The following is a 21,296-nucleotide window of genomic DNA, read 5'->3' as shown; positions in this document are numbered from 1 at the left end:
TCGAAGGGCCGAAAGTGGGGTTTCACTTCATTTCACCAGGCTTAGATATGTGCAAGTTCCATTGCCACTTTGATGTCCATCTTCGTAATCAGTGAAAAGACATGCTCCAACTCTTGAGCGGAACTATTATTTTTCAAAAATTTCATACAACGATAAGTCAAAATAAGAGCATCTAAAGCTAAGCTTGGTTCCCAGGTAACTAATTGATGTTGCTCAATGAGTTCAACAATAAATGCAGTATAGGGTTTTAAAATGGCGTACTCATTTGCGGCAAGCAATGACTCACATACGGTCATGTAAGCGAATAACTTCACCTTATCACTGATTGCGTCTTTACGAAGCAATTCAAGTTGGTGGATGTGTGTAGGTGTTTTTTTCTTGTCCAACTGCGCAATGACTTCTTTTATCTCGTGCAGTTGCTTTTGCTCGATGACTGATAAAGTTTTTTCACTGTCCATGCCCAGAGGAATCTTCTTTGCCATGAGCTGATTGATTTGTTCTACATAGTTTTCACTGATAAAGGGGGTATTGTTGCTAAATTTTAATTGTTCAATACCAGGAATTCTATTTATAAAATGAATTAGCTCGAGTTTGACGGCTTCATAAGCCTGATTAAATTTTTTATCGAGTTTGTTCAAGGCATTTAAGCTAATCAAATTTAAGTCTAACCAAAAAGGCTCTTGCGGTATTATGTCTTCCGCTGTGGCGACTATGTCACTTAAATTTCCTGTACTTTGAACTCTTTTAATACGCTCTAGATTAAAGTATTCGGGTGGTTTGACGAAGGTTAATCCCTCTTCGTTATAAGGTATGGCATTGATTCCCCCCCAAGCGGCAACCCGATTTAAATAGTAGGCATAGGGATTGGATGAATCCTTTTCCATGAGTTCTCGTGCGGATTGAGTTAATATCAGTAAGGCAGGCTCTAAATGGATATTTGATGCTTTTTGTTGTTTGGATTCGTGCAACTCAATAAACGGTTGCTCCTTGTGCTCTATGACTTGTGGAGCAAAAGTATTCGCTGATTCTATTTTTTCCCGCAAATTGGCAAAAAGATCGATATTTACCGCGCGCGCAAGCAATTCACTCTCGAGTTTTTTTAAGGTGTGGATAATTTGTTGCTGAAATTCCTCATCATCAAGCGTTAATTTCATTTGCGATAAATGACTTAATGATTGTGTCGCACACCAGTTTAACGATTCAATTTTTGCTTGCAAACGCCCTTGTGGGTATGCGTCTTCCCAGAAGTTGACAACGAAATCCACAAGAAATGCTAGTCCGGCTGCGAGTCCTTTAAATTGGTATTGATGAAATAAGCTGTATGCTAAATAGGTGGCGATTTGTACGTCTTTAGTATGATAGGTCAACAACTCAATTGCATTATCGCTAATACGCGGCCAATCAACGTCAGATGACTGGCCAATTCTTGATAGTTTTTGAATTTCATTACGAATCAGGGTGTACTGAGCAAAGTCATAACATTGTTGGCCTGCTTTGCTGAATCCAGGAATAGGATTTGTTCCTAACGTGTGTATGGAGTCAGCTCTAAACATCGTATTCTCCCTGCGCCCAGCAATTAGTGATGGTTCTTGGGAGCTTAGTTACATGTGCGAGATTTTGTTGTGCTACTCTTAAGTCTTTTTGTGCGGCAAAGTATTTTTCAATCTGCCACATAATGTCACCGCCACCTTTAACGTAATAACTGATGCGCATTTTATCAATTTTGTTTGCTTGCAAAAATTTAGCATGTTCTGGAAAGTCTTGAGGATGAAAGCTTTTTACGCCGGTATTAAAATCCTGTAAAAAGTGCAAAAACCCTTCATTTCCAGGATACTGAACGACCAATCGTGCGCCAGCAAAGTACAGTGAAATCTCTGTAGGCCCGCAGCTATCCAGTTTCCAATTAGAAATTTTTTCCACTGATGGGTAGTTATAATTTTCTAATGTATATTGCTTGTCTTTACATTCAACGCGTAATACTGTTTTATAAGGAAGTGTGGTCGCGTTGACATCTAAGTTTGTAGGTTGAGAATAGACCAGTAAATCAACAGGAGAGCCTTCTTCGGGTTTTTGTTTCATATGGCTTAGCGCTTCCATGTCCTCATTAATTCTCATCCCAAAGTTTAATAATTGATAATATTGGTCAGTGAAAGGGAACTCATGATTTAACACATATCTGGGTAAGAAACGTGTTCCTATTTGTTTGACGAAAGGAAGGGCATATTTGTCATTAAAGATCCACACCAAGCCGCCTTTAGCAAATAATGTCTGATTCAACTCTTCACCACTTAAAGCGATCGTGCGTAGATACACTTCATCGAGCCACTTCTGTTGTACAAAGCAAGAGGCAAAACGATTGGTATAGTCAATGTAATAATCCAATGGTCCCCGCATCAGCATCCAAAAAGGGTTAGATGCATCAAGTTGATCAAAATGCTCCAATGAGCGTCTCATATCGACTAGGGCTTGATACGCTTGCATGACTACAGATGACTGCCTGTCTACTTCAATTTGGCTCAAATACAACTCTCTAGCCGTCATATAAGCCTTAACTGATTGTACGTAAGGTTCCTTATAAAGTTGCTTTAATAAATCACGGTATCTCATATAGGACTTCACCGCGTTCACTTGAGTATTAAAGTTTAATTTATTCGCGACGCTAGGGGGTCTGTTGAACATGTTATTGGGGCCAACGCTCGCGGAATTTTTATTGTCGACGTTATTATTTTTCCACTGAGAAGGCTTTTCTTGGAGTTTCTTCATCCAGTCAGCCATCAGGTCAGAAAGCTGCTTAAACTCGATACCCTTATCGCTACTATGACTGTACACCATTAGATCGGAGAATTGCAGAACAAGCTTAACCCAATGAGGTGTTGTAAATGGTAGTTTACCTTGAAACTCTGATGCTAATTCTTGTAAGAAGGCATTATAAGGACTACTGGACTGCAGCATGTCATTAAAAGTTTGATCCCATTCGTATTGGAAGGCTAGTGTTTTAGTCCCTTTATAGAAATTGAGCGCAAAATTTCTCCACACGGTGAGCCGTGCTGCGGCATACCACAGTTCAAAACTACTTTTGGGAGCACTAATGTCGATATATAGAGGTAAGGCATGATTAATTTGTACCAATAACGACTGAATGGCTGCAAATCCTGCTTTGGTGTATGCAGGGGCGATGAGATAATCTCTAACAACATTTGAGCCTACCCAGAAACTGTTTAAGCCAATTTCAGACACCCCATCTTGAGTATTACCCCACGCCAGCAGCCATCGTAAATCCGATGACAAAATATGTGATTGATCAAGCCATAGAATTAGTTTACCTGATTCAACTCGTAGTTGCTCCGTGTTTGAATTCCAAATGACATAATCTTTGTATAATGGACCAAACGTATTGAGGAAGCGTTCGGGTAGGCGGTTGTACCCCAGGTATTTTATTTGGGGATCGGGCATTTGCATGATTGTGTTAGGACTAACTCCGCTTATTATCTTTGCTTGAATTAAATTAATCCGACTTACCATGTTTTGGACTAAATATGCTTTTTGTATATCCGTTAGACCCCCATGAGCAAGCATTTGCTCCATGTGACTATCAAGAGGCGTTAAGATATATTGTTTAAAATTATCAACAAATTGTTGGCTGTAATAAGCATATAATCGATTTAAGCCTCCTCGGTAAGGCAATACTTTAATTTGCAACTGATTTCTAAAGAGATCAAGTTGGCTCATCAACGTATGATAATCGCCGAACTGCAGTAGGTTTTGTTCTAATTGATCAGAGAAGGATTCTTTTTTGGGTAGCGGCCTTATCAGCTCCACTAAACGATTGGACGTCGCATTATAGACATAGATTAGATAGCCAGCAGCAACTGCACCCACCAAATACCAGGCTCCTAAATACTCCCATCTCCGTTTGTTTCGTTGTTTTATTTCGGAGTTTAATAAGGACATAGGGCGTATCAGCGAGAGCTGAATTTGATCAATAAAATCATAGTAAAAAACGCTCTCTTCCGAGCCATTATTTTGATATTCACCAAGCAAATAAACCCCGTGTAATACCGCTGGTTCAGTATAAGCTGAAGGTGCAAAAAATAAATTGGTAAAACGCGAATAATTTTCTTTGAGCTTTTTCACGGTCAATGGGAAATTAAATGCAGTGACATCTATTGGTTTTTGTGTCTCATATAAAACAATATCAATGACTTCTTCAGCACGATTGCTGAGGTATTTGAGTGGCTCAGTTGATGTGGAATCCTTGAGTGGGTTCGCAACAATATATCCCATTGCTTGCGTCCATAAACGCTCAGGCATAAGTCCTGCAAACTCCTGAAAACCATCTAATTCATTACAACGCGTGATGCAAAACAGTACTTGTTGACGATAGCCGGTGAGGAGACTGACTTGATCAATGCGATCTTTCAATGTTCGCGCAAGATGAGCAATGTCCGATTTATCGCCATTTAAAAGCTTAGAGGCAGGCAGCTCAATGACCACTTGATCGACTGGGGTAATGGCTTTTTTCTGACTCTTAATGTGCTTAAGAAAATCTAGCCATTGTTTTTCTACTTTTTTTGAGGTGTTTGTTTCAAAGAGTTCTGCATCAACACACCAGATAGCAAAATTGTCGAGCACATAAACTTGATTTCGTTGCAGCGCTTCATCTTCCGCATCCCCCACCATAAAATGGGTATGTAGCTTCAATCCATTTGAAATGAGAATGGTTGTTTTGCCAAAAAAAATTATCCAGGGCATTTGCCAGAAACGTTTTGCTCCACCGGCAATATGATTTGTTTCTATATAATTAAGCGCGTTTTCTAAAGTGAGGCGCAAACCTTCGGTCTCAATTTTTTCACCGGATTCTTTGGCTTTCGCAGCTTTTCTTTTTTTATACCACTTCCTAATAGCCCAAGTAATGCTGTCGAGAATAATGAATGCCAAGAGCATAGCAAAGAAAATAAGTATGCCGATCCATATAGGATAATCGAGATGAAACGTTATAAAGGCGGCATAAGCGCCTAAAATAACGACAAGCAAGATCCAGAAAATGATATGTCCTAATCGTCCCATTTGACTCTCTTGCTTAGGGCTGTTTCCATTTCTACTATCCTGGTCAAAATGCCCTGATTCCCTGTGTTCCGATGCTCACATACTTGATGTATGCTGCGCTTCGGTGCTCGAAAATTAAGTCATTTTGACTCAAGCTAGCGAAATGGGCCATTTCTATTATCCTGGTCAAAATGCCCTGATTCCCTGTGTTCCGATGCTCACATACTTGATGTATGTTGCGCTTCGGTGCTCGAAAATCAAGTCATTTTGACTCAAGCTAGCAAAATGTAAAACAGGCCCTATTTAATTAAATGTAAATAGTTAGTAACTGTATTATTAATTACAAAATAAAAAAAGAAATATATTATTAAAATCACTGGAATAGGTAACAACCACCACAAAAAACTTCGATATTGATCTAATTTCGGGGGAATAACTTGTAAATTATCATTTTTATAAGCCATGGGGAATGCAACAAAATCATCGGGATAGTTCGCTATGTTAAACCCGTGACTTAATTGTTCTAGGGCAAAATTTTTATACTTTAGCAAGTCAGGCTTATCAACAGGTTTATGATAAACGCCTTCAAATCCGAGAACCAAGCATCGATAATAGATTCTAAATAAGTCATCTTGTTTGCTGGGGATTTTGCTTAAACGCGTAAAAAACTCTTCACCAGCACTCGTTGTATTAAAATATTCAGCCTGTAATAATTTATCTTGCCACTGTCTCACGCCTACCCAATTTGATTTTTGTACTAATTCATCAATCCAGGCACAAACCGCAAATAACGCTGAATTTAAATTATGTTTATCAACTTCATGCTCCTTCATTTTAATTTCAGCAATTAAAAAAGTTACTTTGCTTCTGAAATCATCATAACTAACGGTCGCAAACTGATTTACATTTAAATCCCAAACGTATTTGAATAAATCATAAAAAATGGTTTGCAGATTCATTTTATCCTCCTACAGCAACAACATCGATTACTATGTCTACTGGTGTTTTCCCTAGATAAAATGCAACCTTTCGTTCCATCTCGATTTTTGACCACATTACTGACTTATGGTCAACATGATAATAAAGACAATTCGCTCCTTTGGGTACACCTTCGGGGGCGGTGAGAAGTCTGGTGATAGGTGCTCCGGGTAATGCAAAATCTATATAATTTTCAATTTCTGAATAGGCACATAACTTGCCAAAATCTTTAATCATTTCCGCAATTTCGTCTTGATCATTTTGTGCATAAATCACCAAGAAGTAACTTCTGTCTTTTTGGATAAAACTGTTACCGAGATCTGCATAATAATGATTTTTCTCTTTGACCATCCGACGAATGCGATCCGGATCGGCAGTAATAAGCGTTAACAACTTGGTAATCAATGCCTCGATTAACTTAAAACTTTTACTCAGGTCGCTGTGATCATAAACAGGTATTGCGGAAATAGTTCCATTACCACCCTCAAAGAAATTAATTTCGGTTGAATAAAAACTTAATTCTCCAATCAAGCGTTGGAATAGGCCATATATTTGCCAAGGATGGACGATTTTGGCATTGAGAAAATGTTCCACTACGGCAACATTTTGTAATAATGACCGCAGTGAAAATAAACGTGCAAAATTACTGTTATCAACATGGGTACTGTATGTATCAATTGGTTGTTTAAATTTCTCCAATTTGCTTGTTGTCTTCACTAAATCATTTTGAATGCGGTTGAGTAATGCCATTAAGTTTTTGTGTGCATTAATGCTGACACATGAAGGATAAAAATCAGCGGCATAATACATTTCATCATTAGCCCGTCGCAACTCTGCTACTTGGATAATGGAATAATTGTGCGTATTTTCAATTTCGAATTCCCAAAATAATTTTACAACATAAAACAAGGACCGCAAATGCGCTTGTGCACCTTGGTGGTAGTAATCTGGAAGTTCATCTCCTGCACTACAACTAATATAACGCGTACCCACACTATTTAAATTTTCTAGATTCTCGACAGTCGTTACATTCGCCACATTTTTCGAAAGTTCTTTAACACCAATGTATACTTTCAGCGAGTTTGCGTTTGTAGGCCAATCTGATTTAAATGATCGGGGTAAAAACTTGGCATTTACATCCACCTCAACAAACTCACCACTGGGTAAAAAAAATGCCATTTTTTCTACATCGAAAATACCGCTTTTAAAGGATTTGTCATTGACTTCCAATTCAGTAAATCCCCAAAAGTATGGGGTTTGATAGCGTAATGATTGCGAGTGAATATAATGTTGGTTGATCTCAGTATATTGAAAGTGTTGAGGTTGTAAAAAAAGCCCATGTTCCCAATCTATCGGCGTATTCCAAATCATATTTATTTATCCCAATATTTTTTTAAGGACACACGATTTCTTGTTTTCGTGATTATTGATGCTTTTGTGGAGCTTTCAGTATAGTTAATACCGCGTGATCCAAATTCAAGATAAATACCAAGTCGCCCCATCTGTCTTGTTTTTTTCCAAAATGTAAGCGGATTCCACTTGTTAAATACTGGAATTTCGTAGACACGAACTACCCCAGCGGCTGTTAAATTGTAATATCCTGCAACGACAAGAACTTTTTTTGCCTCTGCCATCCGTGCGATTGTAAAGGTTTGGGTCATGCCTGGGGCGATAAAAAAAGTTTGGATATGTATTTTTTTATCCGTTTGCCTGGTGTTATTCGCTTCAGTATCTGCATCAAGTAATTGACTAATTCCTTCTGCAGTAACTATTTTGCTTTGCACGTCATCTATTTTTTCTACCTGGACTACAGCGAACTTTAGTGTATGTCTTTTATGGTCATATATATTTAAGTCTTTGCTGGCTATTGCACGAATAAGGATGGCATTATCTTGGTAGCTGCTTGCTAACTGAGGCTCTTTATCTTTTCCCCCCGTTGTGCATCCACCTATAATGAGCATGAAGAGACAAATTATTATTCTTAGCATGACTTTAATTTTATTATCCTTAACATCTGCGTTAATTAGGTTTGTTGACCTTCTTTGTTACGCGATCCCCAAAATTTGTTCACCATGTCCTGCGTATGAGGTTCATGATATAGTCCTTTTAAGGCGAATAGCAACAAAGCGAATATTTATTTCCATGGTATCAGAACTCTTAAGGAAAACAATAAGTTCTTAAATCTTACTATGTTTCTCTGAGTGTCCTGGGTATCAGCAAGGAAAATGTCGCACAATTTTCAAACAATCACGCAATTATTTTAACCAATATCGCACTTTGAACATCTCAATATCTTTTTGTGGCGATAACCAACTGACCACACCCAAAATACTGGTTGTCTCGTAGGCTAATCGTATCGGTTTGAAACTACCTTTATCTAAAATGACTTCAATAAAATAGGAGAAAGGTTCTTTGACATAAAGTTGGAGGAGTAATTTTAATCGATTTATGTTTGCGGTATTTGCTAAAAAAGTAGGAAAAGCATCAGTACCTAAAGGGCCTATAGAAATGAGTAAACTATTACTGTTTGATTTAAACTGACTGCCCAGATACGCAGTTTGGCTTAAATGATGATTTGCCTTAGCCAAAAGGCAATATTGCTCTTCGGGTATATCTTGTACTGAGCGAAAAAATGAATAGACATTAATCGGCACTTTGAAATAATCATTTAATAGACTTTTTAGACTCCAAATGGATTTATGATCAGAAATCCAGTGACTGGAATAGCGCAGCAAATAATTATATTGAGGTATTTTTTGTCGCAGCTCCTTTCCTGCTAATCCGATAAATCCATACAGGGCTTCCCTATAAATGGCATCATGATGCTCTGCAAATTGCTCAAATATTCTATTTTTGGACCATGCTTGATAAAGCATCTTATATAGTCGCTTATGAAAGATATCCAGCAAACATTTCACTTCATCTGAATCCAGATCATTATCTTGGATGAGCTGTTCTGTATAAAAAGTGGGGAGGGGAGAGGTTGTCCCGTATAAACTAAAAAAAGTGGCAATTAGGATAAACTGGTTTGAGTCACTATAATGCTGAATTTCATGAATATCGGTTTCTGGAAAGGCTAAGCTTAATAAAGGAATGATATCTAATTTTCCTTTTAATCCACCGTGTTTTGTTTCATAGGATACGAGATGACCAATCAAACGAATTGCTTGGTAAAAATTAAAGCTTTTAGGTTGAGTTAATAGCTTTTCTAAGATATTAAGCTCGGATTGTTCAACCTCGGTTGCCATTTCCATACCTCTTTAGTTCTAGAATTTTGCATATGCAATAGAGTGAATGTATTGATTGGGGCATTGAATCCAAAAAAAGCATCCAACACACAGCCAAATAAATACATATCTCCAATGCATTTAAAGCAATCAGGGTCACAAATTAGCGTAATATGAGAGCCTGCGATCATTTCTCCATAGTAGAGACGACGCGCTTTATTAACAACGATATTTTCAATGCCTTTTACTCGACTCATATTCAGTTGATAATTTTCTCCTTTCTCATAGAGATATAAATTAAACAGATGTCGCAGGCGATTTTTATCCAGTATTTGCAACAAATTAAGTGCTAATAAGGATTGGAAATTCCATATTAAGGCCCGATCATACGTTGGGACTAAGAACGAAGAGGGAGGGATAAGATTCGTATAAGCCAAATTCTCAGGTGAGCTGTCAGTGGAGAGTGTAATATCTCCTTTATCTAAGAGTCTGGGTAACGCACCATTGCTGCACACGAGTTCTATAGATAAGGTTTCATCAACAGGAAACCCTTTATTGAAATCATAAAAGAAACTAATGTAGGTATTTCGCCCTGGTCCAGTGACTGACGGTCTATGATGATACGTATATTTGTAGTTTAAATTTAATTCTTGGTTAAAGTTTAATAAGTGATCGTACTCAATAAGCTTTCTTTCTTGCTGACGATACCCCGTGACTTTTTTTACATCATATACGGCATAGTTTTCGCCAAAATCATTGTTGGGAACAATTTGATAGTCAGGCTGCTTATGATCGAGAAAAATAGGTTCAGCATGATGAGCAAATAAATTAATGATGGGGACGGCGTGCAATTCCAATTGTAAATTGTCTAAGCCATCCATCCATGGAGGTACTTCTTCTAATTCAAAATTGATTTTAAAATCAAATCCATCGGTATTTTTTTTCCATCGTTCTAAGCCGTCTAAACGCAGAAATAGAAACTTATAGGGTTGATGGAGGTACTCATATAAAACCCTATGTGGGTGATGAACGTTAGAGGCCAGTGGGTATAAAACCTCTTCATTATCAAAACCACAAGGCTGCAAATAGTCTGGAGATAAAACCAGTTTTTCCTCTCCTGGGGCTTCAATTGTAATTCTACTAACATATCTTTGGAGTAGATAAAAGGTATTACACGCGTCTTGCAAATTTTGATTAATAAAAAAGCGCAGTGAGGAGGCTTGCCAATTTTTTAAGGTGATGCCACAAAGATGGCAATTGATTTCAAACTGACTTACACCACTCACTGAATCTTGAAAATTAATCTCTGTAATAGTGACCGGTTCCACGACTAAGGGTACTGTGGTACGAAACAGACAGTTCACTTCGTTAATAGGAATAGAGGCCAACTCCGTTCCTTTAGGAATTAAAAGCGCCTCGCCTAAGTTACTTTTAGGTATAAACTGAATGACTGAAGTACTGGGTACGGGTTTTGAATAGAGCGTGAAAAATAATTGGGTTAAATCATCGACCATTCCAGGTAATTTTTCATCAATGACCATTTGTATTTGGCTGGTAAGAAAAGCGACTCCTTCTAGAATGCGCTCAACATCAGGATCAGTGCTTTGCTCCCTTAGCAGTGGGGCGATTGCAGGATAGTGTTCGGCATATTCTCTAGCGAGTTTTCTTATTTTATTTAATTCGTTTTGGTAATAATCAATTATCATATTTCTACCTTAGAGCCTTATTCAACGTCTTTTATCTTGTAGCCTAGAGTGCAGCACAGCGGAACCTCTTCGGAACCTGGGTTACGACTTCGCCTTCACCCAGCTACGACGTTCCGCCTCAAGCTAAAAGACTTTTGAACAGGCTCTTAGAGTTACAACGTAACAAGCACGCGACCCTTGCTTGTTAAAATAGTAGTAAAATAAACATCGAGGCTATCAAATGACTTATTTAACTGCCCTGCAATATTACAAGTAATAATTTGTTGGCTTGGGTCAATTAAAATTTTAGACACCTGAACAGAGCCTAAACGTGGTTCGTAACGAAGAATGGTCTCTTCCAAATGAGTTCTTAATTCGTCTTGATATGCAAAAGAATAATCTTCCACAAGCATGGGTAACTCTGATAGCCCATATTCCTTATCAATGGGCACGCTACCTTGTCTTGTGGACAATATTTTTTCGATATGACTACGAACTGATTCAATCAGTATGGATGAATCCAACCTGGCTGATAAAAGAGCCCCTTGACGAGCATAGCGACGAACTCGTTCAGTTAAACGCTCTTTCCTCATTAACCAACTCGCATTAATTTAGTTAAGTCCCAACCAAATTCTTGGTTGTTTTTCTTATCCATCACTTTATAGACAGTAGGACGCATGTCCACAATGAATAGAGGGCCTGCTGGATGAGAGTAGGCGTAATCTACTTCCAATACTTTGGCTTTTTCCAGAGTAATTTCAACCGCTGCCTCAACTTCTCCTGAAGCACTGGAGCGTAAACAATGAATAATGGCAGAATTTATTTCTTCGCCTGTGAAGATACTTTGAGTATGGGGTACAACTCCTGCCTGATCCCATAACCCGGTGAGGCGAAAATATTTACAATCGGGAACGCCAATCAGTTGGTTTTGTGCATCGAATGCTCGTGTGATGCGTTGCTTAAAATCTAAAAGCGTTACCCATCCCTCATAGCCTTTGACAGTACTGCTGCCTTTCACGACTCCGGAGGCTTGAGTGGTAATTTTTGCCATGAGCTTATACTGCGTTCTTGCAATCTCAGAGTCTGGTAACATAGGTAACACGGCTATATCATGTCCCTCACTTTCATTTGAAGCCACTTTTATTCTCCTTGTTTAAGATCGAGACTACCTGTTAATTGTAACGTGATATAAGCACCCATGAATTTAAAATGAGGCCGAACAATTAATACACATTTATACCATCCAGGTTCACCAGGAACATCTTCAACATTCACTTTAGCAAGCCTTAATGGCTTTTTGGCTCTAACTTCAGGAACTGGGTTATCCATATCTACAACATAACCATTAATCCAGGTATTTAATTCACGTTCTATATCATCGCGCTCTTTAGCGAGACCAATTTTTTCACGTTGTATCACTTTCAAATAGTGAGCCAGTCTGCAAATAATAAACATATAAGGGAACTGTGTTCCTAATCGATAATTCGTTTGTGCTGTTTTTCCTTCAGGGGTATCTGGAAAATGTTTTGCTTTTTGGATTGAGTTTGCTGAGAAAAAAGCAGCATTATCAGCCCCTTTGCGCATAGTGAGTGGAATAAATCCTTGCTCGGACAATTCATATTCACGCCGTTCTGAAATGAGTAATTCAGTCGGAATTTTGGTTTGAATTTCACCCATTGCTTCATAAAAATAAGACGGTAAGTTTTCAACAGCACCGCCACCTTGTGGGCCAATAATGTTGACGCACCAACGGTATTTGGCGAAACTCTGAGACAAACATCCAGCAAAAGCAAAAGCACTATTTCCCCACGAAAAAGCATTTTCACCGGAGCTTACATCTTCCTCATAATTAAATGAGCGAACTCCATAAGTATCTTTACCATAGGGCATACGTAACATGAAGCGCGGTAAAACCAATCCTATATAACGAGCATCCTCAGACTCTCGTAAGCTATGCCAAGCAATATAAACAGGGCTTTCAAAGATTGCTTCGATATCATTTAAATGAGGCAATTCAGACATCGATTTGATGTTGAAAAAATCCGGACTTGCTGCGGAGATAAAAGGAACATGAGCCATAGCACAAACAGCGGCGATATTCCTGAGTAGCGTCACATCTTTATAACTTGGGTTAAATGAGTAATTACCAATGATGGCACCATAAGGTCTACCACCGAATTGTCCATATTCTTTGGTATACACTTGTTTGTATAAACCGGATTTGGGAATTTCAGGGGCATCAATAAAGTCATCAAACAATTCATCTTTTGATACATGTATGTATTCAATCAAACTGTTTTCACGAAAATCGGTGCGATCCACTAAATATTTTAAACTACGCCATGCTGATTCGAGTTTTTGAAAATCAGGATTGTGGAGAATTTCGTCCATTTGTGCAGAAAGTTGTTTATCCAAAAGTGCGATGATGTCATCCACTAAAGCAGGAGTCACTGTTTCATCAGTGCGTTTCGTTTCAACAATATTATCTATAAATGCGAGTAGACCTTTCTGAGTGAGGGCATATTGCTCTTCATCCGCTGTAATATTTGTTCCGGCAAATAATTCTTTCAGAGATTTTTCTTCTTTTTTCTTAGCATTATCTTGTGCATCAGCCATGGCTGTCTCCTTGATCCTGCAACTCTATTTTGGCTTATTTTTTGTCCTTGATTTCCTTGATGAGTTCCTCGCGAGCGGCAGAATCTTTAACAATAGCATCCAATCTGCGTCGAAACTCAGGAATATTTCCAAGCGGCCCCTTTAGTGCTTTTAATGCCTCTCGTATCTCAAATAGTTTTTGTAACTGTGGCACTTGATGTAAGATTCCATCAGGATCAAAGTCTCTCATCGTTTCAAATTTTAAATCGACACTTACGGTATCATCTTTGTTTTTGCTAAAACGATTCGCTACACGAAGAGCTAATTTAATGTGGTGTTCTTTGAGCACATCATTAAAATTGTCCTTGTTGATATTTACGGTGCGACGTTTTTCTAAAGGTGTATTGTCCCCGCTAGGATAGAACTCCCCGAGAACGAGTTGTCGTAAAGGAAGCTCAATCTCCTCTTCAACCCCTTCTATAAGCGCTTTATAAACTATATTAATACGTTCCTTTGGAGCGACAGATTGTTCCTTGTTCGTCATTTTTTATCCTTAATAAATCGGGTTCATTATAATAAAAAAATCTTTCTTAATATTAATTAAAGCTAGCATAAATCTCAAAAATTGCAAAATTATTCTACTTATTAAGCTGATGAAATTGAATATAAATCTTGAGCATGTCAAAATTACAGAGCCCTCACTCATTTATGAGTTATCTTCAGTTTCGCTAGTCACCTCTTTAGGGATTCCAAGCCCTGGACCTAATAGTTTGGACTGACTCGCTAACGATGTAAAGTAACCTGCTTTAGATGTTATTGGTGTAATAACAGACTCATCTACAGTCCTTATTCCCCCCGTTACTTTCTCCTTTACGGCCGATGCTTTCCCTATTAGAGGCTGCAGTTCTGCCTTAAAACTACTCCCTAGTTCAACAAACGTATCCGCTACGAGTGTAATCTCTTCTTTGGCGGCACTCCACGCCCCCATAGCTGCCCCTATCAAAGGTACACTTTCTGCAGCATTTGTTGCCGCCTCTGCTACAGCTTGAATTAGTGCCGCACTCATCGCAGGTGCCGCCCCTTCTCCCCCTGCCATCCCTAGCTCCAGCATAGGCCCACCAGATATGTTGCCCAATATATTTACATCGGTACTTGCTAAATTTATGGTCGCATCAGTTGTCAAGGTTATGGCAGCTTCTGATACAAGGTCAATAGTGGGGGCAGTGATTGTAATTCCCTCTTCAGTGATGGTAATTGACGATTCACCCACTGTCAGTGCAATTGATACTTCAGCTTCCTGCATAATAACTGGTGCTGTTTTCAAGCTCGTCGAGGTGTCTTGTTCGTATCGCCAACCACCAGTTAATTTTACTTGGAAACCAGATGTAGATTCGATTATCGCACCAGTTCTTGAGATAAAATCGAGCCCGGTTATTGTGGCAGAGCGCATGCCATAACACGTGTAATAATCTGCTCCATAAATGGTATTCGAAGTGGTTCCCTTAACACTCGTAATATTATCTCCTCCGATGCTTGTCACGTTATGATTCGATATATCAGTAACAGAGTTTTTTCCAATACTCTGGCAGACGCTATTGTCTGTTCTGAGGGTATATCCTGCGTCTAATTGTGAATCAAATATATTATCAGTACCTAGTACCATAGTAGTATTATTATTATTAGTCGAAAATTGCATACCTTTTGTTTTACCATCCTGCTCATTTATCATGAACATGTTGTTTTCTTTGGTGTATAACCCCAAATAATTTTGGCTATTGGCGGTAATGATATTTCGATGCGTAGAATTACTAACCGAGCCAAGTATAATCGGTAAGTCTGGATTACCATATTGAAATCCGATTAACACTTCATCACCTTTGCGAAGCGGCATATTAAGTGCGTATTGATCCCCAATGTACGATTCCATTTTTCGCGTCCACGCAGAGCCTTTTCCAGGTTTATCATCACTCGTTGGAAAACGAAATTTATACATTCCCTTTTTATTAATTTGTACCGTATTTTCATCTCCTTCATGATCAATAAAAGCGGGTAGCATGCCGGTAATACGCGGGATGCGGTTCTGAATAGTCCGCCGATAAGCAAGGCATTTATCAATTGCCCGATACTCGCATTTAAAATAATCCTTAGGAGAGTGCTCCTCTCCTGAGTGAAGGGATGTGAACGAGCGCTTTTGTGAACCACTATAAATACTTTCAACAATCAACATAGGCTTATTTAATGAAGCTATCTTGAAATTTTTGTGATGAATTATAGTCCCTGGAATAATGAGTGAGCCGGAAGAAATAGCCGTTAAAACCTCTTTTTTACATTTATAACTTTCACTAATAAATTTCGCTATCTGCTGATTCTCTTTATTGCTTCGGACGTTTTCTGCCCAAAATAATATTTCACCACTACCTTGCTCATCAATTATTGCTTTAGAGGAATAGAGTTTTGATGATTGCTCATGAAAATATGACTTTACTGTGACTTTTTGCGGTTGTGCTTCAGTAGTCAATTGAAAATTGTAAGCTAAATTTGCAGTGGATTTTTTTTCACTATCCGAGGTATAAGACTGATAATAAATTTCATCTATATCCTGATTGTTTTTCAGAGTTGAATTGTTATCTGTTATGACCAGTGTTTCGCCACTTTCATCTTGACTAAAATAATAAAATAAACCTTCATACTCCATCCAGCGTGAAATAAAATCCCAGTCAATCTCATTATACTGAAAAACAAAGGCTTTCGGTTTATGCTCTGTCATTAAATCTAATTTAACTCGAGAAATTCCATGTTTATCTAATATTAGTTTAATAATCTGGGGGATCGATTTCTTAAGAAAAACTTCATTTTGTTTGGTCTGTTGCAGGCGATGAACTTTCGGCATTAAATTAATTTTGTACCGGTGATAATTATCGACCCCGTCAAGCTGTGTAAAGGATACGACCTCCCCATGCAATGGAGTAGTGCCACTTCCTTTTTTAGCAAATATTAATTGTGCTTTTTGATTAATGACTTGCTTTGCCTGAATTGAAATCTTACTCACAAATTCTATTTTAAACTGATATAACTCAGAAATAGCTTGCTTACCCTCGAATTCCAAAACAATTATTTCTGACTGGTTCACACCTGGAATTTCTAGTTTAGGCATCACTATTTGGGTTTTCATTAAGACTCCTGTTCCCTTGAAATCGTTAGGACTTATGATGGGGATTAGATATTATGTAACAACAGTGATGACAATAACGAAGCCCTCTTGTTGCTGTCAAGATGGCGTACTTTTTTTAGCCTAGCTAATTAATTAATAACACGTTCTTTAATAGTATGAGATTGACAATAATTTCTCCATGCATCATATTTGTCAGTAACTTTTTAAAGTTGCTGTGCAGCATCAGGACTACTCTTCAAAGATGAAGATATTTAAAGATAAACCCCACACTATTATTACATTCAACCACCGCCATCAGGGCAAATCAAAATTAGCCATTACCATCATGGCCATGTTTTCTTTTTCAAAAAGTGGAAAATTCCTGAGTTATGCTGATTTTTGGAAGGTTGCAAAAAAATCATTTAATTCGAGTCAGGGCGAATTCATCGATTTATATATGCCCAAAAAAAGGGCGGAGTTTTTTGTCAAGGGTTCTTGTTACGCCTATGAAGACAACACGAGTAAAAGTTTTGTAACGATACAAGTGGGTAATATGCAAAAACAGTTAACCGTTTTTGGCGATAGGCAATGGGTGGGAATGGAATCAAAGTACCATCTATCCCAACCCAACCATTTTCGCAGCATCCCCATTACTTTAACTAATGCTTTTGGAGGCAAAGAACATGAGATAAATCCCGAGGGCAAAGGGTATATCGCATCAACTGACTCGTATAGTGAAATAAAGCCACCCAATATTGAAATACCTGCACACCTTATAAAACAGCCAACGGATGCCCCATTGCCTGCCTTATTACTACCTCGCTCACCTACGTGCAAGTACCAACTTGATAAGTTCGGAACCTTTAACGAAGATTGGTTATTAAATGAAAGTCCTTATTATCCTGCGGATATTGATTGGCTTTATTTTAACCTTGCTGCCCCAGATCAGCAAAGCGAGCATTATTTTAATGGTGATGAAGTATTTACTTGTACCCATATGCATCCTGAAAAATCAATTATCAAAAGTCAGCTGCCTGGTTTACGTGTACGTTGTTTTTATAAACGCATTGACAGTCCTGAGAGTTTGAGCGAATTAAATCTGAATTTGGATACGCTCTGGTTACTGCCTGATGAGGAAACGGGAGTCCTCATTTGGCATGGTATGATTGATACGAATGATATTGCGGCCAATGACATTGATTTTATCTATAGCGTTAGTGAACCCTTAAGTGAAACAAAAAAGGATATCGATTATTACGTTAAACTACGTAATAAAACAAAAGAAATGGCCGCACAAATCCAGCCCAAAGAATCGCGAACTAGAACTCGAACAGCCGTCCCGTCCAAGCTCGGATTGAATTTGGATAAAGAATTTAAAGACCTGGCTAAAATTTTTCACTCTGGCAAAAGCTTGGAAGAGATCGACGCTGGGAACTTTTTTAAAGGAAAAACACCACAGGAAATCCTGCGGGAAGTAGAACAGTTTTATAAAAATCGAAATCAAACAGTACCGGTGTTTAATAAATCTTTGTTTGAAAATACGCAACAAAACATCAATCAAGCCCATTTAAATTATTTGGACTTTCTAAAAAAACAAAACATCAATGATACGCTTCCAGAAGCAAAACAAGCTGAGATATTACATAAGGCGGAACAGTTTAAACAGCAACTTGTACGCTTAGATAAAGCCAATGCCTTTACTCAATTTCGAACTGGAAAAGTTGGAACGTCTACTTATTCACGTGAAGATATAATCGAAGGTTTCCTGCAGAAAAAAGAGTTTTCCGGTGAAAATTTGTCCGGGATCGATTTTTCCGATTTAGATTTATCGGGTATCAATTTAGCAGGTTGTAATTTGAGTGATTGCAATTTGAATCGCACCCGCTTGAGCAAAGCGAATCTATCAACAACAACAATGATTAATACCAATTTATCCGAAGCGATATTGGATGGTGCCAACTTATCACAAGCTTTAATAAAAAATGCTGTTTTAAATCGAACTGATTTTAAAGAAAGCGATTTGCATAAAACACTGATCGAAGCGTGTTCAGGAAAAGAATGCAATTTTTCTTCAGCTTTTTTAAATTACATCAAACTTAAAAATTGTCAGTTTAATGGAAGCTTATTTGTCGGTCTAAAAGCCAATTTTCTCGATATTTCAGACAGCACTTTTGATTCGTGCAATTTTTCTGAGGCAAGACTGCAATTTGCGAATATTAATCAATGCGTTTGGATCAATCCTAATTTTGTTAAAGCTGATTTATCTCATGCACACATGGAGGACACAAAACTATCCAATGTGCACGGGAACAATATTATTGCCCCAAAACTCTCACTCACGAAATGTACTATTGATAATCTAATAATGGAAGATAGTAATTTTGACCATTTAAGCTGTAAAGGAACACATATTTCGGAGTGTACTTTTTCCAACTGTTCATTGTCTGGTTTCAACCTGATGAATGCACAATTGACTCGCGGCAACTTTATAAAATGTGTGATTACGAATTTGCGTGGTAATGACCATACTCATATATCAGCGAGCAATTTCGAGCATTGTGATCTGCGCAAAGCAGCCATATTGGGTGGCCATTACGAACAAATTTCTATGAGTGGGTGTGATATTAATGCATCTCAGTTTATTAATAGCATCGTGAAAAAATCAATGTTTAGCACGTGTAATGCTAAAAAATTCAGGTTTGTTAATTGTAAAGTGGACTCTAGTATTTTCCAGGACATCAATTTTTTTCAAGGTGTTTTTCATAGTTCAACTTTTGAAAATATCGAATTTAACCATTGCAATTTATACAGCATACCGTTTACAGACTGTCAGAAAAATAATGTAAAAATTCTGGATTGCTTAGTGAGAAACATTTCGTTACAAGAAGAAGAGTCTTTATGAACGCTGAAGAATTAGTAACTAAACTATCCCAAAAAGAGATAATTCAAAAAGTGTCATTGGACTCGATAACCATTGAAGGTATTGAATCACGGCGCGGCGTATTTTTGGAAGTCGAATTTAAAAATGTGGTGTTTAAAAATGTCCTATTCGTTGCATCTGTTTTTGAAAAATGTCGATTTGAACAGGTTACTTTTGAATCATGCACGATGCAGTTATGTACAATAATTTCCTCCACAATAAATCAACTGATAAGCCACAAGTCTAGTTGGATTGCTACTGATTTAAACTCAAATGAGGGCTACATTGACCTATGTGCCACGGAATCAGATTTCTCTAACAGCAAATTTCGTGGCCAGGATCTTAAAAATTGTGCATTCATAAACTGTAATCTTACTAAAATCAATCTTTCAAAATGTGATTTATCTGAGAGTAAATTTATTGATAGCAATATGGAAAAAATAACTGCAAAAAATTCAAATTTTTTTTCAGTCCTCTTTGAAAACGTCAACTTGACCGCGGCAAATTTTGAAGCAAGTGAATTGAATCAAATTCAATTTAACCGTTGTAACCTCCATAGAGGCTTATTTATTGAGGCGAAAATTCAAGGAACAGATTTTTCGATAGCAACAGAAACAAAACACATCAATTTATTTAAAGCGACTATAAAACAAACTACTTTTAAAGGAATGGACCTGACAGCAGTATGTCTTCAGGAAACTCAATTAGAGGGCGTTGATTTTTCTCAGTGTCGATTAAGTCCAAGCAATTTTAATCAGTCCAGGATCATAAATTGTCGCTTTGACTCTGCTGACTTAAGGCAGTCATTATTTGAAGAATCGGAAATAAGAGATAGCTCCTTTATACAAGCCGAACTCAGTTATGCACGATTCAATAACAGTTCTTTAACGACGTGCAATTTTACCAAGGCAAATTTAAATTTAGCCTCTTTGCATCATATTAGCGAAGTTCGAGTTAATTGGGAGCATGTAGCTCTTGATAACGTACTGCAAACAAATAAAGAATTATTGGAAGCAGAACAATGGTCATAAAATTAAGGAGTTCCTCATGCTTGAATCTGATGTCACCAGTATAAGTACCCACGGTGAGATTCTGAAGGGAAAAATTAAATTCTTTTCAGATGATACCTACCATGTGCTTCTCCAAGGACACTTGGTTAGTGCACAGCCCGCTTTTTCGTGTTTACTAACTCCTATAGTTGATGACGAAGTGTTACTATTTAAAGACGCAAATAATTATTATATTTTATCGATTATTCATCGTCATCAATCAGCCGCTTTCTCGCTTAAATTGGGGGAGAATTTAAGTGTGGTTGGCGAGGATAACAGCTTAAAACTTAAGGCTCCTACGATTAGCCTGATGGCAGATGATGCAATCAATTTAAATGCATCATTACACAATATTGATTGTGTTAATGGTAAATTTTCGATGAAACATGCCCACTTTAGTGGGGAAGAGTTAAAATTCTCTTATCAATCACTCAAGATGATTTGTCAGTATATACAAACAATTAGTGACACGATTAATACCCAGGCATTACGTGTTTATCAATGGGTAAATGAACTGGAGCATCAATTTCTAGGCCGATTACGAACTATTGTAAAACACAATTACCGGATTGATTGTGATGAAATGGAAATTCATGCTGAGGGTGATGCAAAGATTGCGGCGAAACAAGTTCAGTTGGGGTGAAA

General features: G+C 37.8%; 15 protein-coding genes. 3 read left to right on the top strand and 12 right to left on the bottom strand.

Annotation, left to right across the window (positions count from 1 at the left end; all coding sequences use genetic code 11):
- Nucleotides 1-41: 41 nt before the first annotated feature.
- From Lste_RS11770 to Lste_RS11715, 12 genes are all read right to left on the bottom strand, one after another.
- The gene (locus Lste_RS11770) at nucleotides 42-1,553 is read right to left on the bottom strand and encodes a TssA family type VI secretion system protein (RefSeq protein ID WP_058511121.1); all 1,512 of its coding nucleotides are present in this window, start codon (nucleotides 1,551-1,553) and stop codon (nucleotides 42-44) included.
- Nucleotides 1,546-5,067, bottom strand: a complete 3,522-nt coding sequence (locus tag Lste_RS11765; protein WP_058511120.1) for a type VI secretion protein IcmF/TssM N-terminal domain-containing protein — start codon at nucleotides 5,065-5,067, stop codon at nucleotides 1,546-1,548. Before Lste_RS11765 ends, Lste_RS11770 begins: the two co-directional genes overlap by 8 nt.
- A gap of 278 nt (nucleotides 5,068-5,345) precedes the next feature.
- Nucleotides 5,346-6,005, bottom strand: coding sequence for a DotU family type IV/VI secretion system protein (locus Lste_RS11760; RefSeq protein ID WP_058511119.1), 660 nt, complete (start codon nucleotides 6,003-6,005; stop codon nucleotides 5,346-5,348).
- A gap of 1 nt (nucleotide 6,006) precedes the next feature.
- Nucleotides 6,007-7,395 (bottom strand): type VI secretion system baseplate subunit TssK, encoded by a 1,389-nt coding sequence (gene tssK / locus Lste_RS11755; RefSeq protein ID WP_058511118.1) that lies wholly within the window; start codon nucleotides 7,393-7,395, stop codon nucleotides 6,007-6,009.
- 2 nt (nucleotides 7,396-7,397) lie between these two features.
- Nucleotides 7,398-8,012 carry a type VI secretion lipoprotein TssJ gene (locus Lste_RS11750; RefSeq protein ID WP_083503949.1) on the bottom strand — a complete coding sequence of 205 codons (615 nt, stop codon included), beginning with the start codon at nucleotides 8,010-8,012 and terminating at the stop codon, nucleotides 7,398-7,400.
- A gap of 267 nt (nucleotides 8,013-8,279) precedes the next feature.
- Entirely contained in the window at nucleotides 8,280-9,272 is a 993-nt protein-coding gene (tssG, locus tag Lste_RS11745) for a type VI secretion system baseplate subunit TssG (RefSeq protein ID WP_162264140.1), read from the bottom strand.
- Entirely contained in the window at nucleotides 9,233-10,957 is a 1,725-nt protein-coding gene (gene tssF, locus Lste_RS11740) for a type VI secretion system baseplate subunit TssF (protein WP_058511115.1), read from the bottom strand. The genes tssG and tssF overlap by 40 nt, the downstream gene beginning before the upstream one ends.
- Before the next feature lie 152 nt (nucleotides 10,958-11,109).
- A complete protein-coding gene (gene tssE / locus Lste_RS11735) occupies nucleotides 11,110-11,529 on the bottom strand; it encodes a type VI secretion system baseplate subunit TssE (protein ID WP_058511114.1) in 420 nt (139 codons plus the stop codon).
- A complete protein-coding gene (locus Lste_RS11730) occupies nucleotides 11,529-12,074 on the bottom strand; it encodes a type VI secretion system tube protein Hcp (RefSeq protein ID WP_058511113.1) in 546 nt (181 codons plus the stop codon). The genes tssE and Lste_RS11730 overlap by 1 nt, the downstream gene beginning before the upstream one ends.
- 2 nt (nucleotides 12,075-12,076) lie before the next feature.
- Nucleotides 12,077-13,552, bottom strand: a complete 1,476-nt coding sequence (gene tssC / locus Lste_RS11725; protein WP_058511112.1) for a type VI secretion system contractile sheath large subunit — start codon at nucleotides 13,550-13,552, stop codon at nucleotides 12,077-12,079.
- Between the two features lie 34 nt (nucleotides 13,553-13,586).
- The gene (gene tssB / locus Lste_RS11720) at nucleotides 13,587-14,075 is read right to left on the bottom strand and encodes a type VI secretion system contractile sheath small subunit (RefSeq protein WP_058511111.1); all 489 of its coding nucleotides are present in this window, start codon (nucleotides 14,073-14,075) and stop codon (nucleotides 13,587-13,589) included.
- Nucleotides 14,076-14,237: 162 nt separating this feature from the next.
- Nucleotides 14,238-16,703 carry a type VI secretion system Vgr family protein gene (locus Lste_RS11715; RefSeq protein WP_058511110.1) on the bottom strand — a complete coding sequence of 822 codons (2,466 nt, stop codon included), beginning with the start codon at nucleotides 16,701-16,703 and terminating at the stop codon, nucleotides 14,238-14,240.
- A 241-nt stretch (nucleotides 16,704-16,944) separates the two neighbouring features.
- On the opposite strand from Lste_RS11715, the gene Lste_RS11710 reads away from it, so the two are divergent.
- From Lste_RS11710 to Lste_RS11700, 3 genes are read left to right on the top strand one after another with little or no spacing between them, the layout of a single operon-like run.
- On the top strand, nucleotides 16,945-19,584 hold the full coding sequence (locus Lste_RS11710; protein ID WP_058511109.1) for a DUF2169 family type VI secretion system accessory protein: 2,640 nt from the start codon (nucleotides 16,945-16,947) through the stop codon (nucleotides 19,582-19,584).
- Nucleotides 19,581-20,633, top strand: a complete 1,053-nt coding sequence (locus Lste_RS11705) for a pentapeptide repeat-containing protein (protein ID WP_058511108.1) — start codon at nucleotides 19,581-19,583, stop codon at nucleotides 20,631-20,633. Before Lste_RS11710 ends, Lste_RS11705 begins: the two co-directional genes overlap by 4 nt.
- 16 nt (nucleotides 20,634-20,649) lie before the next feature.
- Nucleotides 20,650-21,294 carry a DUF3540 domain-containing protein gene (locus Lste_RS11700; protein ID WP_058511107.1) on the top strand — a complete coding sequence of 215 codons (645 nt, stop codon included), beginning with the start codon at nucleotides 20,650-20,652 and terminating at the stop codon, nucleotides 21,292-21,294.
- The last annotated feature ends 2 nt before the right edge of the window (nucleotides 21,295-21,296 follow it).

The organism is Legionella steelei, assembly GCF_001468005.1.
GTDB classification, from domain to species: Bacteria; Pseudomonadota; Gammaproteobacteria; order Legionellales; family Legionellaceae; genus Legionella; species Legionella steelei.
Note: the sequence above shows the minus strand (reverse complement) of the source record. Positions and strands in the feature narration are given on the sequence as shown.

Bases quoted from the DNA above. Each gene is read 5' to 3' on its own strand.
- Lste_RS11770 (WP_058511121.1), bottom strand. From the start codon at position 1,553: ATGTTTAGAGCTGACTCCATACACACGTTAGGAACAAATCCTATTCCT.
- Lste_RS11765 (WP_058511120.1), bottom strand. From the start codon at position 5,067: ATGGGACGATTAGGACATATCATTTTCTGGATCTTGCTTGTCGTTATT.
- Lste_RS11760 (WP_058511119.1), bottom strand. From the start codon at position 6,005: ATGAATCTGCAAACCATTTTTTATGATTTATTCAAATACGTTTGGGAT.
- tssK (WP_058511118.1), bottom strand. From the start codon at position 7,395: ATGATTTGGAATACGCCGATAGATTGGGAACATGGGCTTTTTTTACAA.
- Lste_RS11750 (WP_083503949.1), bottom strand. From the start codon at position 8,012: ATGCTAAGAATAATAATTTGTCTCTTCATGCTCATTATAGGTGGATGC.
- tssG (WP_162264140.1), bottom strand. From the start codon at position 9,272: ATGGCAACCGAGGTTGAACAATCCGAGCTTAATATCTTAGAAAAGCTA.
- tssF (WP_058511115.1), bottom strand. From the start codon at position 10,957: ATGATAATTGATTATTACCAAAACGAATTAAATAAAATAAGAAAACTC.
- tssE (WP_058511114.1), bottom strand. From the start codon at position 11,529: ATGAGGAAAGAGCGTTTAACTGAACGAGTTCGTCGCTATGCTCGTCAA.
- tssC (WP_058511112.1), bottom strand. From the start codon at position 13,552: ATGGCTGATGCACAAGATAATGCTAAGAAAAAAGAAGAAAAATCTCTG.
- tssB (WP_058511111.1), bottom strand. From the start codon at position 14,075: ATGACGAACAAGGAACAATCTGTCGCTCCAAAGGAACGTATTAATATA.
- Lste_RS11715 (WP_058511110.1), bottom strand. From the start codon at position 16,703: ATGAAAACCCAAATAGTGATGCCTAAACTAGAAATTCCAGGTGTGAAC.
- Lste_RS11710 (WP_058511109.1), top strand. From the start codon at position 16,945: ATGAAGATATTTAAAGATAAACCCCACACTATTATTACATTCAACCAC.
- Lste_RS11705 (WP_058511108.1), top strand. From the start codon at position 19,581: ATGAACGCTGAAGAATTAGTAACTAAACTATCCCAAAAAGAGATAATT.
- Lste_RS11700 (WP_058511107.1), top strand. From the start codon at position 20,650: ATGCTTGAATCTGATGTCACCAGTATAAGTACCCACGGTGAGATTCTG.